An 18,076-nucleotide genomic window follows, 5' to 3' on the forward strand; every position below is an offset into this window, starting at 1 on the left:
GCGAAGCGGGCCCCGGCGTATTTCCAGGCAGACCACTTCGACCGGTTTAGCGACTGCTGCGCAGCCGAGCGGGAGCAAGCTCCCTCGCCACGGATCGGTTTGAGGCTCAGGCGGCGGATGGGGGCCGTCTTCGCGAGCAAGCTCGCTCCCACATAGGGATTTGAGGCGCTGCGAAGCAGGGGTTCAGGGCTGGCTATGCCACCCTGCCAATAGCCCCGGCAGTTCGGTCAGGCTGCGGATTTCCGCGTCGGGCGCATGCGCGGCATCCCAGGCCTTGCCTGTCGGGTTGAACCACACCGCGCGCAGGCCGGCCTGTTGGGCGCCGGCGATGTCGTCGCCCGGGTGATCGCCGATATGCACGGCCGTCTGCGCCGTTGCACCACCGCGCTGCAAGGCTTCGTGGAACAGCCGGGCGTCTGGCTTGGCGATGCCGATGTCTTCGGCGCACAGGGCAAACTTGAAGTAGTCGGCCAGCCCGAGGCGACGCACATCGGCGTTGCCGTTGGTGACGACGCCAAGGGCGAACTGGTTGGCGAGGATTTCCAGGGTTGGCTCGACGTCGGGGAAGACCTCCAGTTGATGCCGGGCATGGAGGAATGCCTCGAATCCCTGGTCTGCCAACTCCGAGGCTCGCCACTGATCATAACCGGCGTCTTGCAGCGCCCGGAACAGCACGCGCCGGCGCAGTGCACTGATGCGGTGCTTGAGGTTCGGCTCTTCGCTGAGCACTTGCGTGCGGATCGCCCACAGGCGCTCCACCGGGAAATCGCCCAGGTCGGGCGCGTTGTCGGTCAGCCATTGGCGGAGTACGGCTTCGGCGCTGGCGATCACCGGGGCGGTGTCCCACAAGGTGTCGTCCAGGTCGAAAGTGATGAGCTCGATGGTCATGATTCGTCGCCCTTGATGCGTTTGGCCCTGGGGTGGGCACTGTCATAGACCGTTGCCAGGTGCTGGAAGTCCAAATGGGTATAGATCTGTGTGGTCTTGATGTCCGAGTGACCCAGCAGCTCTTGCACGGCGCGCAGGTCCTGGGAGGATTCCAGGAGGTGGCTGGCGAAGGAATGCCTGAGCATGTGCGGGTGCAGGTTCTGCCCCAGCTCGCGTTCGCCGGCGGCCTTGACCCGCAACTGGATCGCCCGCGGGCCGAGGCGCCGACCGCGTTGGCTGACGAATACCGCATCGTCGGCAGGGTTGGCCAGTGCTCGCAGGGGCAGCCACTGCTCCAGGGCTTCCCGGGCCTTGCGGCCGACGGGCAGCAGGCGCGTCTTGCTGCCCTTGCCGAGCACCTGGACCATGCCGTCGGCCAGGTCCAGTTGATCCAGGTTGAGCCCCGTCAGCTCTGAAAGCCGCAGGCCGGAAGAATAGAACAGCTCGAGAATCGCCTGGTCGCGCCGGGCCAGGAAATCATCCTCGACGGCGCCTTCAAGCAATTGCAGGGCGCGGTCGGTGTCGAGGGTCTTCGGCAGCCGGCGTTCGCCCTTGGGCGGCGCCAGGCCGGTGGCCGGATCGTGATCGCACAGGCCTTCGCGATTGAGGTAGTGGTACAGGCCACGCACCGCCGATAACAGGCGCGCCAGGCTGCGGGAGGATTGGCCTTGTTGATGCAGGCGGGCGATCAGGCTGCGCAAGCGCTGGATGTCCAGGGCCGACCAACTGCCGATGTTCTGCTTCTGGCACCAGCCCAGCACCTTTTCCAGGTCGCGGCGATAGGCCGATAACGTGTGGGGCGACACCTGGCGCTCACTGCGCAGGTGTTCGCAGTAGGCGTCCAGTTGCCGTTCCATGATCAGCGTACCGGGCGCAGCGAGCCGGCGACCCTTGGCAGCACCCGGCCGGTGACTTCGGCGATGTAGCTCAAAAACAGCGTGCCCACCGAACTCTTGTAATGCTGCGGATCGCGGCTGGCGATGGCCAGCACGCCGTGCACGCCTTGGTGGGCGATGGCGACGACGGCAGTGGAGCCGATCTGCTTGCGTTGTTCTTCGCCGAACAGGAAATCCAGCTCATGCTCGCGCAGGCTGCCGCTGACGCTTTTGTCTTCCGTGAGCAGGCCGCCAATGGCCGTCTGCGCTTCCGCGTGGGTCACCCACCGGCCCACCGGCATGGCGTTGTCGCCGAACAGGATCAGGCTGACGAAGGGCACCTGGAAATCCTGGCGCAGGCTGTCTTCGACGCTCATGACCAGGTCTTCAAGGGTGCTGGCGTCCATCAGGGCCAGGATCAGCCGACGGGTCTTGTCGAAGAGCCGGTCGTTGTCCCGGGCCACGTCCATCAGGTGCGAAAGCCGATGGCGCATTTCGATGTTGCGCTCGCGCAGGATTTTCATCTGGTGTTCCACCAGCGACACGGTATCGCCGCGCCGGTGGGGGATGCGCATCGTCGCAAGCAGTTCTTCATGCTCGACGAAGAAGTCCGGATGAGCCTCCAGGTAAGCAGCCACGGCCGCGGTTTCTGGAAGACTGGGGGATTCGTCGGGCTGTGGGGCTGGAACCTGTGGCTGATCGGTCATGGGTTTGGCTCACTCAAAGACGAACTTGTCCTTCGTATACACGTACTGCCGGGCCGGTCATCATCACCGGTTGGCCAGGGCCTGCCCATTCGATGGACAGGCGCCCGCCGGGCAGGTCGATCAACAATGGCGAATCCATCCACCCCTGGCTGATCGCAGCGACGGCGGCGGCACAGGCGCCGGTCCCGCAGGCCTGGGTTTCCCCGGCGCCGCGTTCCCAGACGCGCAATTGTGCGCGGTGGCGGTCGATGACTTGCAGGAAACCGACATTCACCCGCGCCGGAAAGCGCGGATGATGCTCGATTTTCGGCCCCAGCTCATGCACCGGGGCACTGTTGACATCGGCCACGCGCAGCACGGCATGGGGGTTGCCCATGGAGACCGCCGCCAGTTCCACCGGGGTGCCGTCGACATCCACCTGATAGCTCAAGGCCTGGGCCGGCGCCTGGAACGGGATGTCCGCCGGCACCAGGCGCGGAGCGCCCATGTTGACGCCGATCTGGCCGTCGCTGCGCACATCGAGTTCGATGATGCCGCTCTTGGTCTCGACGCGGATCTGCCGCTTGGCGGTCAGGCGCTTGTCCAGCACGAAACGGGCGAAGCAGCGCGCGCCGTTGCCGCATTGCTCCACTTCCGAACCGTCGGCGTTGAAGATCCGATAGCGGAAATCCACGTCCGGGTTGTTCGGCGCCTCGACGATCAGCAACTGGTCGAACCCGATGCCGGTGTGGCGGTCGCCCCATTGCTTGGCATGCTTGGGCTGGATGTGCGCGTGCTGGCTGACCAGGTCGAGGACCATGAAGTCATTGCCCAGGCCGTGCATCTTGGTAAAACGCAGCAGCATGGTTTTACTCCGGCAGCAGGCTTTCGCCGGCAAACAACTCGGCTACCGTCTCGCGGCGACGCACTTCGAATGCCTGATCACCGTCCACCAGCACCTCGGCGCAGCGGCCGCGGGTGTTGTAGTTGGAACTCATGACAAACCCGTAGGCACCGGCCGAATGCACGGCCAGCAAGTCGCCTTCTTCCAGCGCCAGCTCCCGGCCTTTTGCCAGGAAATCACCGGTTTCGCAGATCGGCCCGACGATGTCGTAGGGGCGGGCCGCGGTGTCGCGAGGGCGCACGGCGGTGACGTCCATCCACGCCTGGTACAGCGCCGGGCGGATCAGGTCGTTCATGGCCGCATCGACGATGGCGAAATCCTTGTGCTCGGTGTGCTTGAGGTATTCGACCTGGGTCAGCAGCACGCCGGCATTGGCCACGATGTAGCGGCCGGGCTCGAACATCAGCGCCAGGTCGCGACCGTCGAGGCGTTCACGCACGGCCTTGATGTAGTCGGCCACCAGCGGCGGCTCTTCATCGCGATAGCGCACGCCGACACCGCCACCCAGGTCGATGTGACGCAGGTAGATGCCGCAGTCGCCGAGGCGGTCGACCAGCGCCAGCAGGCGGTCGAGGGCATCGATGAACGGTTCGAGGGTGGTCAGCTGCGAGCCGATGTGGCAATCGACGCCCAGCACTTCCAGGTTCGGCAGTTGGGCGGCGCGTACGTACACATCCTCGGCGTCGGCAATGGCGATGCCGAACTTGTTTTCCTTCAGGCCGGTAGAAATGTACGGGTGGGTGCCGGCGTCGACGTCCGGGTTCACGCGCAGGGAAACCGGCGCGCGGACGCCCAGCTCGGCGGCGACGACTTGCAGGCGCTCGAGCTCATCGGTGGATTCAATGTTGAAGCAGTGCACGCCGACTTCCAGGGCGCGGCGCATGTCTTCGCGGGTCTTGCCGACGCCGGAGAAGACGATCTTGTCGGCGCTGCCGCCCGCGGCCAGCACACGCTCGAGCTCGCCACCGGAGACGATGTCGAAACCGGCGCCCAGGCGTGCGAGGACGTTGAGCACGCCCAGGTTCGAGTTGGCTTTTACAGCGAAGCACACCAGGTGCGGCATGCCTTCGAGGGCATCGGCGAATGTCCGATATTGCGCTTCGATGTGGGCACGGGAATAGACGTAGGTCGGCGTGCCGAAACGTTCGGCGATCGCGGACAGGGCAACCCCTTCCGCGAACAGCTCCCCGCCACGGTAGTTAAAAGCGTCCATGGCGTTCCCTTAGTAAGTGGTGTGGGTGTCGTGCGAGTGTGACTTGGATTGCGACGACTTGGCCTGTTCTGCTTGTTCTTCGGGAGACTTGCTGTCATCAGGCAGGTACAGCGGACCCTTTTGACCACAAGCTGTCACGAGGCAGGCAACCGCGACGAGCGCAGCAAGGGAAGAGATCAGGCGCTTCATGGCGAAATCCTTGAAAATGCGTTAATTGCGCCGGAGTATACCGGCCACCCGTCAGCTTGCCTATGCAACGGGGCGCCCGTCCGGCGGCACTGGGGTCGTCAGTCGGTATATCCTTTGCAATCGCCGGGAAGCGTCCGTATCTTGCGGCGCTTGAGCATGAGCAGACATTTTCGAGGTTGCCGCAATGAGTTTGACTGAAGCCCGTTTTCACGATCTGGTCGATGCGACCCAGCAAACGCTGGAGGATGTGTTCGATGACAGTGGCCTGGACATTGACCTGGAAATCTCCGCCGGTGTCCTCACCGTCAAGTTCGAAAACGGCAGCCAGCTGATCTTCAGTCGCCAGGAGCCGTTGCGGCAGTTGTGGCTGGCAGCGGTCTCCGGCGGCTTTCATTTCGACTATGACGAGGAAAGCGAACGCTGGATGTGCGACAAGAGCGAAGAGCAGCTGGGCGAGATGCTCGAGCGCATCGTCAAGCAGCAGGCTGGCGTGGAACTCGATTTCGAAGGCCTGTGACGGCGTGAGCCAGACCGCCCTGCCACGGCCACCCAAGCCGCTCTACAGCAATGTCAGCCCCGCCGTGCCGTCGCCGTGTACCGGCGTGTGCAAGTTGGATGAACGCAAGGTCTGCCTCGGATGTTTGCGCCATGTGGAAGATATCCGCGAATGGCGCTCGGCCGACGACGAGCGCCGGCGGGTCATTTGTGCCGAGGCGCTCAAGCGCCGACTCTTGAAGTAGCCAACACCTGATGGCCAGGCTTTTTGTGGCGAGGGAGCTTGCTCCCGCTCGGCTGCGCAGCAGTCGCAGTTTTTTGGGGTCGCTTCGCAACCCAGCGGGAGCAAGCTCCCTCGCCACAAGGGTTCGGTGGTGTCCATGGGCAGGGCAAATCTTGCCCGGGTTGTTTATTTATTGAGCTGTGGTAGTGTCCGGCTACGCCTCAACTTATCGAGGCCCGTGAAAACCCCGCCTTTTTGTGGCGGGGTTTTGCTTTTTTTGTGCAGAAGAAAGGAGTCTGCCTGGATCATGACCGCACCTTCCATCACCCTTACCCGCCTGGACGTACAGCGTCTGGAACGCCTGATCGACAGTCTTGATGAAACGCTGCCGGGCGTGATTGCGTTGCAAACTGAACTGGATCGCGCCGAGAACGTGGTGGGCCACGAAGAAGTGCCTGCCGATGTCGTGACCATGAACTCGCGTGTGCACTGCCGCGAAGAAAGCAGCGGCAAGGACTATCACCTGACCTTGGTTTATCCACAGGACGCCAAGGCCGACGAAGGCCGGATCTCGATCCTCGCGCCGGTGGGCAGTGCCTTGCTGGGCCTGAAGGTCGGCCAGCACATCGACTGGCCGGCCCCGGGCGGCAAGACGCTGAAGCTGACCTTGCTGGACGTCGAATACCAGCCCGAAGCCGGCGGTGATTTTCAGCTCTGAGTGCCCGGGCGCATCAGGCCAGGGCCAGCGCCTCGTTCAGGGCGCGTTCCAGGTCGGCCTTGTAGCGCAGGTACAAGTTTGTTGAGCAGGCGCCGTCGCCCACCAGTCCCGAGAGGTCCAGGTCAGTGATGTAGCAGCGATAGCGCTGGGCTTCGCGGCGCTGTTCGACGATCTCCCTGGCGACCACGCGGAACAGCTGGTCGCCATGCTCCAGTTCGGAAAACTCCTGTTGATCGCAGTACAAGGTGACGTGCACCTGCCCGTGCGCCGCTTTGCCGATGATCGCCTGCACGTCATAGAACGGTTTGTTGACCGGCATCTGCGGGGCTTGCCGCGCTTCGATCCGTCGTGCCCGGCCACCTGAAGGCAGCAACTGGTAGTACAGGGTTTCCAGGCTCAGCGGCTGGGCGGCATCCAGCGGCAGCAAGGCGTCGCGGCGGTACAGCACCGATTGCACAAAGCGCTGCAGCGGTACCAGCAGGCTTTGTTCGTCGTGATACGGCACGTGTTGTTGCCACAGCGCGTTGAATTCATCGAGCACGTACAGGTCGGCTTCGTCCTCGTTGGTCCGGTAGAACACCTGGATGCACTCGGGCTGCCCCATGGGCAGGATCAGCGCCAGGTCATGGTCTTCCAGCGCCATCGGGTCCAGGTGCAAGGGGCTGTAGGCCGTCAGTTCTTCGCCCAGGTAATCCATCAGCGCCGACAAGCTGCCCAGGGCTACGTGATTGACCTGGCCGGGCATCAATTCCAGCACGTGATAGTGCTGCTGGACCTGAAGCAGATAACGGTAATTGAGCCTGCTCAATAACAGGGTCTGGGCTGTTTCGATGACTTCCTCGACGCGCCGCGCAATGAACTGGGCGCGGTTGTGGCAGAAGCAGCGCACCTGCAAGCGCGGCTGGCGCTGGGTGACGGGTAGGTCGTTGAGGTAGTCGCGCAGGCAATCGAGCAGGGCGTGTTCGCCGTCGAAACGGTTGACCAGCACCTCATTCCAACTATTGAGCGTGACTTGGTCGAGGGTCAGCACCAGGTTTTCCCGGACCCCGGCATAGCTCAGGGAATCGGTACGCTCGGTGGTCATCAGAATGTTCAAGTCGCGGTGGTGCTTGAGCGGGTCGACGCCGACGTTCACCAGGATCAACACTTCGCTGGGCACGCTGGCCCGCAACAACTGCGCTTCGTCCACCGTAACCAGGGGCAGGGCAATGGATTGCTGCAGGCTTCCCAGCAGGTTGAACAGTTCGAACTCGCTCAGGTCGCTGCTACCTGGGTGCAGCGCCAGGCGCGTGCTGCTGTCGATCACGCCGTTGCGATGACACCAGGTCAGCAGTTCCAGCAACTCCCGGCAGCGCTTGATCGGCGCGAAGTTCTCCCACTCCAGGGCGTTGAGGCTGCCGTTGTACAGGCCCCACTGGTTCTGCCCGGGTTCTTTCTTGTTGGGCGACTGGACCAGGGTCAAGGTGTCTTCGGCCAGGTCCGGCGCGATGCCGGGGTTGATGAACTCGACCTTGTCGGCCTTGCGCTCGAAGGCGGCGTACAACCGCCGGCCCAGCACGTTGAGATCGCGCTTGTTGATCAGGCTGACGGTTTTCTCGGTGCGGGCGAACTGGGTCAGGAAGCGGTAGCTGTGGGTGAGTTCGTTGACCAGGGCGCGCCGCTCGTGGCTGACCTGGCGGACTTTCCACTGGCTGCGGCTGTCCAGCAAGGCCAACTGACGCTGGTCCCAGCCCCACTCCCGGGCCAGTCGCTCAAGCAGTACCCGTTGCCAGCCATTGCTGCGCGCCTGGCCGGTGAGTTTGCGATTGACCTTCAAGTACAGCGCGCGGCGGATCAGCTCCAGGCGTTCGGGTTCGCCACGGGCATTGAGGTATTCCTCGATGCGGCGGTAAACCAGCATGTATGGGTCCAGCTCTTCCAGGTCCAGGCGATTGGCAAACACCGCCTGCTTGAAACGCAGGCTCAGGCAGCGCACGTTCGGGTGTTCGCTGGCATAGACTTCGGTCAGCAGCAGCTTGAGCACGGACTTATAGGGCGATTCGATGCCCTTGAACAGTTGCCAGAGCCCGGCACCGACGAATTCTCCCGGCGGGATGTAGGCCAGATGCCCCAGGTCCAGGGTTTCATCCGCGCGAATGAAACGCTTGGACATCAGCGTATGGGTGTATTGCTCGTAGTTCTCTTCTTCATAGACCGGCACCAGCCACCAGATCGGTGTGCGCCCGGCCAGCCAGATCGCGGTGCGGTAGAACTCGTCGAGCAACAGGTAGTGCTGGGTGGTGCCGCAATCGTCGGAACTGAGCTGGTTGTCCCGCTCGCCCCGCACAAAACGCGCCGGGTCGATCAGGAAAAAGTGCGCTTCGGCGCCCTGGGTCGCGGCCCATATCTCCAGCAACTGGCATTTCTTGCGCAGCTCGGCCAGCTCATCGTCGCTCAGGTCCGGCCCGTGGCAGACCCACACGTCCATGTCGCTCTGATCGGCCTGGGCCAGGGTGCCGAGGCTGCCCATCAGGAACAGGCCCAGGATCGGGCGAGGCGGGTTGCCGCCGTGCCGAGGCTTGTAGGAAAACGAACGGGTCAGCCGCTGGGCTTCGGCAAGGACGTCGGCGTCAGGCTCGTAGTTCGACAGTCCGGCAGGCGTGCTGCCGGAGACGTAGCCGGGCAGCAGCGGATGGTTGACGTGGAAGAACAGCGGCAGCAACGTCAGTACGCCTTGCTGGCGCGGCGACAGGCCTTCGAGGGCGCGCTCCATCCGCACGGTGTTGAGCTTGAGGAAACGTGCGCGCAACTGGCTCAGCACCTTGCGGTCGATTCCTTCGTCCAGATCGGGGCGTATTTCGTGGTTGCGGGTCATGTCGGCTCAAACCGGCTCGCGGCGTCGAACGTGGGGTGATGGCAGGTTAGCGCCCGGTCTTGGGAATACTTAAGCTGAAAACAGGATTTTGAGGTTGGTTTTTTACGCAGGGCGCCAGTGCGCCGGCGGAAATCCCGTAGAGGAGATTTCCGTGGGCGGCAGGGGGATCAGGCGGTTTCTTGAACGCTGAGAATAGTCAGGACGGTTTGTACATTCTGCGCGGCATCACGCCCAAGGCTGGTCAGGTAGCCACCATCGGGTTGATCGATCAGCTCTTTTTCGAACAGGCGTTGGGCAGCGGCAATCGCTTTAGGGGCAGCGGTCTGATGAATTTTCAGGCCTTCCTGGGAACTGTCCAGGTTGAAGAGTGCGAGGATTTCCAGTTCGGCAACCAACTCAGGGGTAAGCGACATAAGGACTCCAGACTTTCTAGGAATTTGGTCGACAGCGTCACTAAGGTGAGCGCACTCGGCCGAGCTGTCCAGTGTCAGTGTCATGCTTTTTTTGTTTAAAGCGATTCTTTTGTGGCGAGGGAGCTTGCTCCCGCTGGGACGCGAAGCGGCCCCAATAGCTTGACGACTGCTGCGCAGCCGAGCGGGAGCAAGCTCCCTCGCCACAAGAGCGGTCCAGTTTTCACAAGAGCGGTTCAGTTTTTTTCCGGCGGCAACTCGGGGAGGGCACGCAAGGCGGCTTCGTACCACTCGGTATTGAACGGGCGGTCCTCTTCCAGGATCGCGTCGATTTCCACCGCGAGCACATGGGCCATCAAGTTGAGGATTTCTTCGCGCTCATAACCCACCAGGGTCAATTTATTGAAAACGGCCTTGGCCGCTGGCGGGTTGTCACTCTCGATCTGGTTTTCAATCGCCTCGATCAGCGTGTTCTCGACGAACGCTTCTTCGTCGTTGTCGATATCGGTTGGCTCGCTCATGGCAGGCTCCTGTAGGAAAGGCCGCCAGTTTACCTGCATTCAGCGTCGTGATGCGCCTGGCAGGAAACGCCTCGACGGTCTATAACGCAAGGCTGCCAACCCCGCACGGCCTGGAGGCTTTGTAATGCTCAAGCTTTATGGTTTCTCCGTCAGTAATTATTACAACATGGTCAAGCTGGCGCTGCTGGAGAAGGGCCTGCCCTTCGAAGAGGTCCAGTTCTTCGGCGCCCAGACCCCGGAAGCCCTGGCCATCAGCCCGCGCGGCAAGGTGCCGGTGCTCAAGACCGAACAGGGTTTTATCAACGAGACCAGCGTCATCCTCGAATACCTCGAGCAGACCCAGCCGGGTAAGGCCTTGCTGCCAGCCGACCCGTTCGAGCGCGCCCAGGTGTTGGCCTTGTGCCGGGAAATCGAGTTGTACATCGAGCTGCCCGGACGGGCCTGCTATGGCGAGGCGTTCTTCGGTATGCAGGTGGCCGAGGCCATCAAGGAAAAATCCAAGGCCGAATTGCTGCTGGGGTTCGCCTCGCTCGGTCGACACGGCAAGTTCTCGCCCTACGTGGCGGGCGACAGCCTGAGCATTGCCGACCTGTATTTCTACTACAGCCTTTCGCTGGCTTTGCAGGTGGGCAAGAAGGTCTTCGATATGGATTTGCTGGCGGACATGCCGGCGGCCAAGGCGCTGATGGAGCGGTTGGGGGAGAACCCGAACGTGCAGCGGATCGCGGCGGACAGGGAGGCAGAGATGCCGGCGTTTTTGGCGAGGATTGCTGCCAAGAAGTGAGTTTTCTGGCGCCTTGAAGGACGCCTTCGCGAGCAAGCCCGCTCCCACATGGGATCTCCATATTCACCAAGATTTTGGGTCCACTGGAGATCCCATGTGGGAGCGGGCTTGCTCGCGAAGCTTTTTAGCTTTTTAGCTTTTTAGCTTTTTAGCTTTTTAGCGGCCAGCGAGCAGCGCCTGGCCACGCACCACGGCTGCCTTGACCTGCGCCGGCGCGGTGCCACCGATGTGGTCGCGGGCATTGACCGAGCCTTCCAGGGTCAGCACGGCAAACACGTCCTGCTCGATCTGATCACTGAACTGGCGCAGTTCGTCCAGGCTCATTTCTGCGAGGTCCTTGCCACTGTCTACGCCGTATTTCACGGCATGGCCGACAATCTCATGGCAATCGCGGAACGGCAGGCCGCGGCGTACCAGGTAGTCGGCCAGGTCGGTGGCAGTGGAGAAGCCGCGCAGGGCCGCTTCGCGCATCACAGCGTGCTTGGGCTTGATGGCCGGGATCATGTCGGCGAAGGCCCGCAGCGAATCGCGCAAGGTATCGGCGGCGTCGAACAGCGGTTCCTTGTCTTCCTGGTTGTCCTTGTTGTAGGCCAGCGGCTGGCCTTTCATCAGGGTCAGCAGGCCCATCAGTGCGCCGAACACCCGGCCACTCTTGCCGCGCACCAGTTCCGGCACGTCGGGGTTTTTCTTTTGCGGCATGATCGAGCTGCCGGTGCAGAAGCGGTCGGGCAAATCGATGAATTGGAACTGCGCGCTGGTCCACAGCACCAGCTCTTCGGAGAAACGCGACAGGTGCATCATCGCAATGCTTGCGGCGGCGCAGAATTCGATGGCGAAATCGCGGTCCGAGACATTATCCAGAGAGTTGCCGCCGACGGCGTCGAAGCCCAGCAACTGCGCAGTGTATTCACGATCGATCGGGTACGTGGTGCCGGCCAGCGCGGCGCTGCCCAGGGGCATGCGGTTGGTGCGCTTGCGACAGTCCACCAGGCGCTCGTAGTCGCGGCTGAGCATTTCGAACCAGGCCAGCATGTGATGCCCAAACGTTACAGGTTGGGCGGTCTGCAGGTGCGTGAAGCCCGGCATGATGCTCTCGGCCTCGCGCTCGGCTTGCTCCAGCAGGCCTTTTTGCAAGCGCGTGATTTCGCCCAGGATCAGGTCGATTTCATCCCGCAGCCACAAGCGGATGTCAGTGGCGACCTGGTCGTTGCGGCTGCGGCCGGTGTGCAGTTTCTTGCCGGTCACGCCGATGCGGTCGGTCAGGCGTGCTTCGATATTCATGTGCACGTCTTCAAGGTCGACGCGCCAGTCGAACTGGCCGGCCTCGATTTCAGTTTCGATGGTCTTCAGGCCGTCGATGATGCTGTCGCGCTCGGCATCGGTGAGCACGCCGACCTTGGCCAGCATGGTGGCGTGGGCGATCGAACCCATGATGTCGTGGCGATACAGGCGCTGGTCAAAATTGACGGAGGCGGTGAAGCGGGCGACGAAGGCGTCGACGGGTTCACTGAAGCGGCCGCCCCAGGACTGATTGGTCTTGTCAGTGCTCATGAATTCGCTCGTGATCGGCTGTGGAGAAAGTAGCGGTTAAAGGCTGCGGCGGATGATAGCAGGGTTGCCGGGACTGGCGCTGGCACTGGTCGGCAGGTTTTTCCGATCGGGCCTTGGGATCCAAGAAGGTTTTCGCACAACGATATTTTTCGATTGAGCAATATCGTCGTGGCAACCGTCTACAGTGGACGGTAGGACTTTTGCTTTTTCCATCCATGGCGCACCGGAAAAATAGAAGAAGGGGGAGCTCATATTGGTCAGATCGACAGTTAACAATCCCTACGGCGACGCCGTGCGACAACGGGCCTCGGGCATCGGTCGGCAAGCGCTGGTAAAGATAGACAACCGCCTCGCGGCACTTTTTGGCCCTCGAACGAGTCTTAGCGTGGATCGCGGTGACGGATGTCACTTCCCCTGTCTACGCTATCCTTGTGCGAGACTCACGCAGGAATCCAGCGCAATATGAATGTCCTGATCGTTGATGACGAACCACTGGCCCGCGAGCGCCTGAGCCGAATGGTTGGCGAACTCGAGGGTTACAGTGTCCTGGAGCCGAGCGCCACCAATGGCGACGAGGCATTGGCCCTTATCGACAGCCACAAGCCGGATATCGTGCTGCTCGACATTCGCATGCCTGGCCTGGACGGCCTGCAAGTGGCGGCGAAGTTGTGCGAACGAGAATCGCCGCCCGCCGTGGTGTTCTGTACCACCCGGGACGACTTCCCACCCGAGGTGTTGCAGGCCGGTGCCGTGGGCTATTTGGTCAAGCCCGTGGCGTCCGAGGCGTTGCTCGAAGCCTTGCGCAAGGCCGAGCGGCCCAACCGTGTGCAACTGGCGGCACTGACCCGTCCGGCCGCCGAAAGCGGCAGTGGCCCACGCAGCCACATCAGTGCGCGCACCCGCAAAGGCATCGAGTTGATCCCCTTGAACCAGGTGGTCTATTTCATTGCCGACCATAAGTACGTGACCTTGCGTCATGAGAGTGGCGAGGTGTTGCTGGACGAACCCCTCAAGGCCCTTGAAGACGAGTTCGGTGAACGCTTCGTACGCATCCACCGCAACGCCCTCGTGGCCCGCGAGCGCATCGAGCGCTTGCAGCGCACCCCCCTTGGGCATTTCCAACTGTTCCTCAAGGGCCTCAATGGCGACGCGCTGATTGTCAGCCGACGGCACGTGGCCGGCGTGCGCAAGATGATGCAGCAGCTTTAACCGAGCGGTCCAAGGCGTTCAACGCGTTTCATTTCGAGGATCTGGCGGCCAGGGAGGCCTTGGGGTCGTGATTCAAATCAAAGCGGTTTTGGCTGAGCTGTTATTATCTGCCGTATCTTTTAAGTACGGATTGATCCATGTCCCCTCGCGAGATCCGCATCGCCACCCGTAAAAGTGCCTTGGCCCTCTGGCAGGCCGAATACGTCAAAGCCCGCCTGGAAGCGGCCCATCCCGGGCTGAGCGTGACCCTGGTGCCCATGGTCAGTCGCGGTGACAAGCTGCTGGACTCGCCGCTGTCGAAGATCGGCGGCAAGGGCCTGTTCGTCAAGGAGCTGGAAACCGCGTTGCTGGACAACGAAGCCGACATCGCCGTGCACTCGATGAAAGACGTGCCCATGGACTTCCCCGAAGGCCTGGGCCTGTTTTGCATCTGCGAGCGAGAAGACCCCCGCGATGCGTTCGTCTCCAACACGTTTTCCAGCCTTGAGGCGCTGCCTGCCGGGAGCGTGGTCGGCACGTCCAGCCTGCGTCGCCAGGCACAATTGCTGACGCGGCGCCCGGATCTGCAAATCCGTTTCCTGCGTGGCAACGTCAACACACGCCTGGCCAAGCTCGACGCCGGCGAATACGACGCCATCATCCTCGCCGCCGCCGGCTTGATCCGCCTGGGCTTCGAAGACCGCATCACCTCGGCCATCAGCGTCGATGACAGCCTGCCGGCCGGCGGGCAAGGGGCGGTGGGCATCGAGTGCCGTAGCGCCGACAGCGACATCCATGCCCTGCTGGCGCCGCTGCATCATGCAGACACCGCCACGCGGGTATTCGCCGAGCGCGCGCTGAACAAACATCTCAATGGCGGTTGCCAGGTGCCAATCGCCTGTTACGCCGTGCTGGAGGGTGAGCAGGTCTGGTTGCGGGGTCTGGTGGGGGATCCCAACGGCGGCCGACTGCTTAGCGCCGAGGCACGGGCGCCGCGCCACGATGCCGAGGCGCTGGGTGTGCGCGTGGCTGAAGACCTGCTGAGCCAGGGCGCCGCCGACATCCTCAAGACGGTCTACGGCGAGGCCGGCCACGCGTGACGGGCTGGCGGCTGCTGCTCACCCGGCCGGCGGACGAGTCGTCGGCGCTGGCGGCGGTTCTGGCCGAAGCGGGGGTCTACAGCAGCAGCTTGCCGTTGCTGGAGATCGAGCCGGTCCCGCTGTCCGATGCCGGGCGGGTGATATTCCAGGCGCTGGACCAATACTCTGCCGTGATCGTCGTCAGCAAACCGGCCGCACGCCTGTGCGTCGAGCTGCTGCGCCAATACTGGCCCAAGCCTGCGGACCAACCCTGGTTCAGCGTGGGCGCGGCCACCGGACAGATCCTCGCCGATGCCGGCCTCACCGTGTTTTATCCCGATCACGGCGATGACAGCGAAGCCTTGCTGGAACACTTGGTCTTGCGCCAGGCTGTATCGCGGCCCGACCCCAAGGTGTTGATCGTGCGGGGTGAAGGCGGGCGTGGCTTGCTGGCAGAGCGTTTGCGCGAGCGAGGTGCTAGTGTCGATTATCTGGAATTGTACCGCCGCCACTTGCCTGATTACGGCGAAGGGGCGTTGCCGGCGAAAGTCGAAGCGGAACGCTTGAACGCCCTGGTGGTCAGCAGTGGGCAGGGCTTCGAGCATCTGCGGCGGCTGGCCGGCGATGCGTGGCCGGCCCTGGCGCGGTTACCGTTGTTTGTGCCAAGCCCAAGGGTGGCCGAGATGGCGCGAGCCGCCGGGGCCCGAACAGTTGTGGATTGCCGTGGCGCCCATGCCGCGGCTTTGCTGGCGGCGTTACGGGAACACTCCGTGCCGTTTTCTAATGCAAAGGATGGATACGTGAGCGAAACAGCCTTGCCAAAAGAAGATCTAGACCAGCCAGCGATCGATGCGCCGGTTGAAACCCCGCCTCCCGTAGCGCCGCGTCGTGGCAACGGGCTGGCCGTTGTTGCACTGTTGCTCGGTGCTGCCGGCGTAGCCGTTGGCGGCTGGGGTGTATGGCAGGTGCGTCACCTGCAAACCAATAACCAGCAGCAGTCCGCCCAGGTCCAGGCGCTGAACGACCAGGCCCAGGCCCTCAAGCTCAACGAGCAACGCCTGAGCGAGCGCCTGGCGCAATTGCCCCCGGCTGAAGAGTTGGAGGAGCGGCGGCGCCTGGTGGCCCAGTTGCAGAGTGACCAACAACACTTGAATCAGCGCCTGGAAACCGTGCTCGGTGCCAGCCGCAAGGACTGGCGCCTGGCAGAGGCCGAGCACCTGTTGCGCCTAGCGAGCCTGCGTCTTTCCGCCCTGCAAGACATCAACAGTGCCCAGGCGCTGGTCCAGGGCGCTGACGAAATCCTGCGGGAGCAGAACGACCCTGGTTCGTTCGCCGCCCGCGAGCAATTGGCCAAGACCCTCGCTGCGCTGCGCAGCACCGAACAACCGGATCGCACCGGGCTGTTCCTGCAACTGGGCGCCTTGCGTGACCAGGTGCTGCAACTGACCGAACTGGCACCCGAGTACAAGGATCGCGGCGAATCGCTGCTGGGCCTGACCGCCGATGGCGATGGTGCCAGCCGGTGGGCGCAGTGGTGGGACCAGATTTCGCGCTATATCCGCATCGATTTCAATGCGGACGAGAACGTCCGTCCGCTGCTGGCCGGGCAAAGCCTCGTGCAGGTGCGCCTGGCCCTGAGCCTGGCGCTGGAGCAGGCGCAATGGGCCGCCCTCAACGGCCAGGCGCCGGTCTACACCCAGGCGCTGACCGAGGCGCGGGATGTGTTGAAGAACAACTTCAACCAGGACAACCCACAAAGCAAAATCATGCTCGAGCGCGTGGGTGAGCTGTCCAAGCAACCGGTGACGGTGGTCACCCCGGACCTGACCGGCACGCTGAGCAGCGTCCAGGCCTACCTTGAGCGCCGCAACCTCAATGCCGAGGAATCGGTCAAGCCGCTGCCCGCGCCTGGCGCGCAGGAGGCCACGCCATGAAACGTCTCTACGTGATTCTGTTCGTGGTCATCGCCGCCGCCGGCTTGCTGGGCGTGGCGATTGCCGAGCATTCGGGTTACGTGCTGGTGGCGTACAAGAACTTCCGTTATGAAGCCGGCCTGTGGGTCACCCTGGCGCTGGTGGCGGTGCTCTGGCTGGTGTGGCGAGGCCTGAGATTCCTGATCGGGCTGGTGACCACGTCCAGCGGCGTAGTCAACCCGTGGTCGCGGCGCAACCGCAGCCGTCGGGTGCAAGTGGCGATCGAACACGGCCAGTTGGACCTGGCCGAAGGTCGCTGGGCCAGTGCCCAGCGCCACCTGCACCGTGCCGCCGAAGCCGAGCGCCAACCGCTGCTGTATTACCTGGGTGCTGCCCGCGCGGCTAACGAACAAGGTCTTTACGAACAGAGCGACAGTTTGCTGGAGCGCGCCCTGGAGCGTCAGCCCCAGGCGGAGCTGGCCATTGCCCTGACGCACGCGCAACTGCAGACGGACCGGGGCGACACGGACGGGGCATTGAGCACGCTGCAGGCCATGCATGAGCGTCATCCCCATAACGTCCAGGCCCTGCGCCAATTGCAGCGACTGCATCAGCAGCGCGGCGACTGGTCGGCGGTGATCCGGCTGTTGCCGGAGTTGCGCAAGGATAAAGTCCTGCCGCCGGCTGAATTGGCTGAACTGGAACGGCGTGCCTGGGGCGAAAACCTCACCCTGGCGGCCCACCGTGAAGAGGACGGCAGTGTCGGTTTGCAGTCGCTCAATCGGGCCTGGCAACAGCTGACCTCCGCGCAGCGCCAGGAACCGGCGTTGGTATTGGCCTATGCCGAGCAACTGCGTCAGTTGGGCGCTCAGGTCGAAGCCGAAGAGGTGCTGCGCGGCGCGCTCAAGCGTCATTACGACAGCCACCTGGCGCGTCTATATGGGCTGGTTCGTGGCAACGATCCGATCCGCCAACTGCAAACGGCCGAGGGCTGGCTCAAGGACCACCCGGCCGATCCAAGCCTGCTGCTGACCCTGGGGCGCCTATGCCTGCAGAACAGCTTGTGGGGCAAGGCGCGGGATTACCTGGAAAGCAGTTTGCGGGCCCAGCGCAATCCCGAAGCCTGCGCCGAACTGGCGCGCCTGCTGGCGCAACTGGGGGATGCCGAGCGCAGCAACCAGTTGTTCCAAGAGGGGTTGGGGTTGTTGGATGAGCGCCTGCTGGCTGCGCCGCTGCCGGTTCCGGCTTAGGTGTTGTCCACTTGAGAGGGATATGACCCATTCTTGAAAAGGGTATGAACCATCGTGGCGAGGGAGCTTGCTCCCGCTCGGCTGCGCAGCAGTCGTAAAAAACCTGCTCACTGTTTTCCTGATGCACCGTGTTGAATGGCTTTGGGGCTGCTGCGCAGCCCAGCGGGAGCAAGCTCCCTCGCCACGGGTTGATGAACCTTAAATGCGTGGTTGCGAATACGGTTTCGGGGCTTTGGTCATACCATCAGTAAAGTCCTACAGCCCATCGCGCCGTATCCTCCTCGGCCTGTCGGGAA

18 protein-coding genes and 2 pseudogenes are annotated in these 18,076 nt (G+C 62.9%); 10 read left to right on the forward strand and 10 right to left on the reverse strand.

Going from position 1 to position 18,076, the window contains the following annotated elements; translation table 11 throughout:
• Nucleotides 1–183: 183 nt before the first annotated feature.
• From HU767_RS18115 to HU767_RS18140, 6 genes are read right to left on the reverse strand one after another with little or no spacing between them, the layout of a single operon-like run.
• Nucleotides 184–888 carry an HAD family hydrolase gene (locus HU767_RS18115; RefSeq protein ID WP_186730150.1) on the reverse strand — a complete coding sequence of 235 codons (705 nt, stop codon included), beginning with the start codon at nucleotides 886–888 and terminating at the stop codon, nucleotides 184–186.
• Entirely contained in the window at nucleotides 885–1,784 is a 900-nt protein-coding gene (gene xerC, locus HU767_RS18120; protein WP_186706862.1) for a tyrosine recombinase XerC, read from the reverse strand. Before xerC ends, HU767_RS18115 begins: the two co-directional genes overlap by 4 nt.
• 2 nt (nucleotides 1,785–1,786) lie before the next feature.
• The gene (locus tag HU767_RS18125; RefSeq protein ID WP_053126501.1) at nucleotides 1,787–2,509 is read right to left on the reverse strand and encodes a DUF484 family protein; all 723 of its coding nucleotides are present in this window, start codon (nucleotides 2,507–2,509) and stop codon (nucleotides 1,787–1,789) included.
• Between the two features lie 13 nt (nucleotides 2,510–2,522).
• Nucleotides 2,523–3,353, reverse strand: coding sequence for a diaminopimelate epimerase (gene dapF, locus HU767_RS18130; RefSeq protein WP_186730151.1), 831 nt, complete (start codon nucleotides 3,351–3,353; stop codon nucleotides 2,523–2,525).
• 4 nt (nucleotides 3,354–3,357) lie between these two features.
• Nucleotides 3,358–4,605 (reverse strand): diaminopimelate decarboxylase, encoded by a 1,248-nt coding sequence (gene lysA, locus HU767_RS18135; protein WP_186730152.1) that lies wholly within the window; start codon nucleotides 4,603–4,605, stop codon nucleotides 3,358–3,360.
• 9 nt (nucleotides 4,606–4,614) lie between these two features.
• The gene (locus HU767_RS18140) at nucleotides 4,615–4,794 is read right to left on the reverse strand and encodes a lipoprotein (RefSeq protein ID WP_018605419.1); all 180 of its coding nucleotides are present in this window, start codon (nucleotides 4,792–4,794) and stop codon (nucleotides 4,615–4,617) included.
• A gap of 184 nt (nucleotides 4,795–4,978) precedes the next feature.
• Between HU767_RS18140 and cyaY the strand changes: the two genes are divergently transcribed.
• From cyaY to rnk, 3 genes are all read left to right on the forward strand, one after another.
• Nucleotides 4,979–5,311 carry an iron donor protein CyaY gene (cyaY, locus tag HU767_RS18145; RefSeq protein WP_072343055.1) on the forward strand — a complete coding sequence of 111 codons (333 nt, stop codon included), beginning with the start codon at nucleotides 4,979–4,981 and terminating at the stop codon, nucleotides 5,309–5,311.
• A gap of 4 nt (nucleotides 5,312–5,315) precedes the next feature.
• Complete coding sequence (locus tag HU767_RS18150) at nucleotides 5,316–5,534, forward strand: DUF1289 domain-containing protein (protein ID WP_186706859.1); 219 nt, start codon at nucleotides 5,316–5,318, stop codon at nucleotides 5,532–5,534.
• Between the two features lie 285 nt (nucleotides 5,535–5,819).
• Nucleotides 5,820–6,230: a nucleoside diphosphate kinase regulator gene (gene rnk, locus HU767_RS18155; RefSeq protein WP_186706858.1), complete on the forward strand. Its 411-nt coding sequence runs from the start codon at nucleotides 5,820–5,822 to the stop codon at nucleotides 6,228–6,230.
• A gap of 13 nt (nucleotides 6,231–6,243) precedes the next feature.
• Here the strand turns inward: rnk and HU767_RS18160 are convergent, their stop codons facing one another.
• The 3 genes from HU767_RS18160 to HU767_RS18170 form a co-directional block, all read right to left on the reverse strand.
• Complete coding sequence (locus tag HU767_RS18160) at nucleotides 6,244–9,084, reverse strand: class I adenylate cyclase (RefSeq protein WP_186706857.1); 2,841 nt, start codon at nucleotides 9,082–9,084, stop codon at nucleotides 6,244–6,246.
• Between the two features lie 167 nt (nucleotides 9,085–9,251).
• Complete coding sequence (locus HU767_RS18165; protein WP_157711860.1) at nucleotides 9,252–9,497, reverse strand: TIGR02647 family protein; 246 nt, start codon at nucleotides 9,495–9,497, stop codon at nucleotides 9,252–9,254.
• Between the two features lie 233 nt (nucleotides 9,498–9,730).
• Complete coding sequence (locus tag HU767_RS18170; RefSeq protein ID WP_186706856.1) at nucleotides 9,731–10,015, reverse strand: hypothetical protein; 285 nt, start codon at nucleotides 10,013–10,015, stop codon at nucleotides 9,731–9,733.
• Nucleotides 10,016–10,139: 124 nt separating this feature from the next.
• Here HU767_RS18170 and HU767_RS18175 point away from each other — a divergent pair, with 124 nt between their 5' ends.
• Nucleotides 10,140–10,799, forward strand: a complete 660-nt coding sequence (locus HU767_RS18175; protein ID WP_186730153.1) for a glutathione S-transferase — start codon at nucleotides 10,140–10,142, stop codon at nucleotides 10,797–10,799.
• A gap of 156 nt (nucleotides 10,800–10,955) precedes the next feature.
• On the opposite strand, the gene argH is transcribed toward HU767_RS18175, so the two are convergent.
• Nucleotides 10,956–12,350 (reverse strand): argininosuccinate lyase, encoded by a 1,395-nt coding sequence (gene argH, locus HU767_RS18180; RefSeq protein ID WP_186706854.1) that lies wholly within the window; start codon nucleotides 12,348–12,350, stop codon nucleotides 10,956–10,958.
• A gap of 319 nt (nucleotides 12,351–12,669) precedes the next feature.
• On the opposite strand from argH, the pseudogene HU767_RS28870 reads away from it, so the two are divergent.
• The 6 genes and pseudogenes from HU767_RS28870 to HU767_RS18200 all read left to right on the forward strand — a co-directional run.
• Nucleotides 12,670–12,816 (forward strand): annotated as a pseudogene (locus HU767_RS28870) (sensor histidine kinase); the annotation flags it as partial.
• Nucleotides 12,813–13,559 (forward strand): LytTR family DNA-binding domain-containing protein, encoded by a 747-nt coding sequence (locus HU767_RS18185; RefSeq protein ID WP_060740100.1) that lies wholly within the window; start codon nucleotides 12,813–12,815, stop codon nucleotides 13,557–13,559. The pseudogene HU767_RS28870 and the gene HU767_RS18185, both read left to right, overlap by 4 nt.
• 137 nt (nucleotides 13,560–13,696) lie before the next feature.
• On the forward strand, nucleotides 13,697–14,638 hold the full coding sequence (gene hemC, locus HU767_RS18190) for a hydroxymethylbilane synthase (RefSeq protein ID WP_186730154.1): 942 nt from the start codon (nucleotides 13,697–13,699) through the stop codon (nucleotides 14,636–14,638).
• Nucleotides 14,635–15,381: pseudogene (locus HU767_RS28875) on the forward strand (uroporphyrinogen-III synthase); the annotation flags it as partial. The gene hemC and the pseudogene HU767_RS28875, both read left to right, overlap by 4 nt.
• Before the next feature lie 36 nt (nucleotides 15,382–15,417).
• Nucleotides 15,418–16,551: a uroporphyrinogen-III C-methyltransferase gene (locus tag HU767_RS28880; RefSeq protein ID WP_346343477.1), complete on the forward strand. Its 1,134-nt coding sequence runs from the start codon at nucleotides 15,418–15,420 to the stop codon at nucleotides 16,549–16,551.
• Complete coding sequence (locus HU767_RS18200; protein ID WP_186730156.1) at nucleotides 16,548–17,780, forward strand: heme biosynthesis protein HemY; 1,233 nt, start codon at nucleotides 16,548–16,550, stop codon at nucleotides 17,778–17,780. Before HU767_RS28880 ends, HU767_RS18200 begins: the two co-directional genes overlap by 4 nt.
• Nucleotides 17,781–18,076: the final 296 nt, after the last annotated feature.

Source organism: Pseudomonas sp. SWRI179, assembly GCF_014268705.1.
Taxonomy (GTDB): Bacteria; Pseudomonadota; Gammaproteobacteria; order Pseudomonadales; family Pseudomonadaceae; genus Aquipseudomonas; species Aquipseudomonas zanjanensis.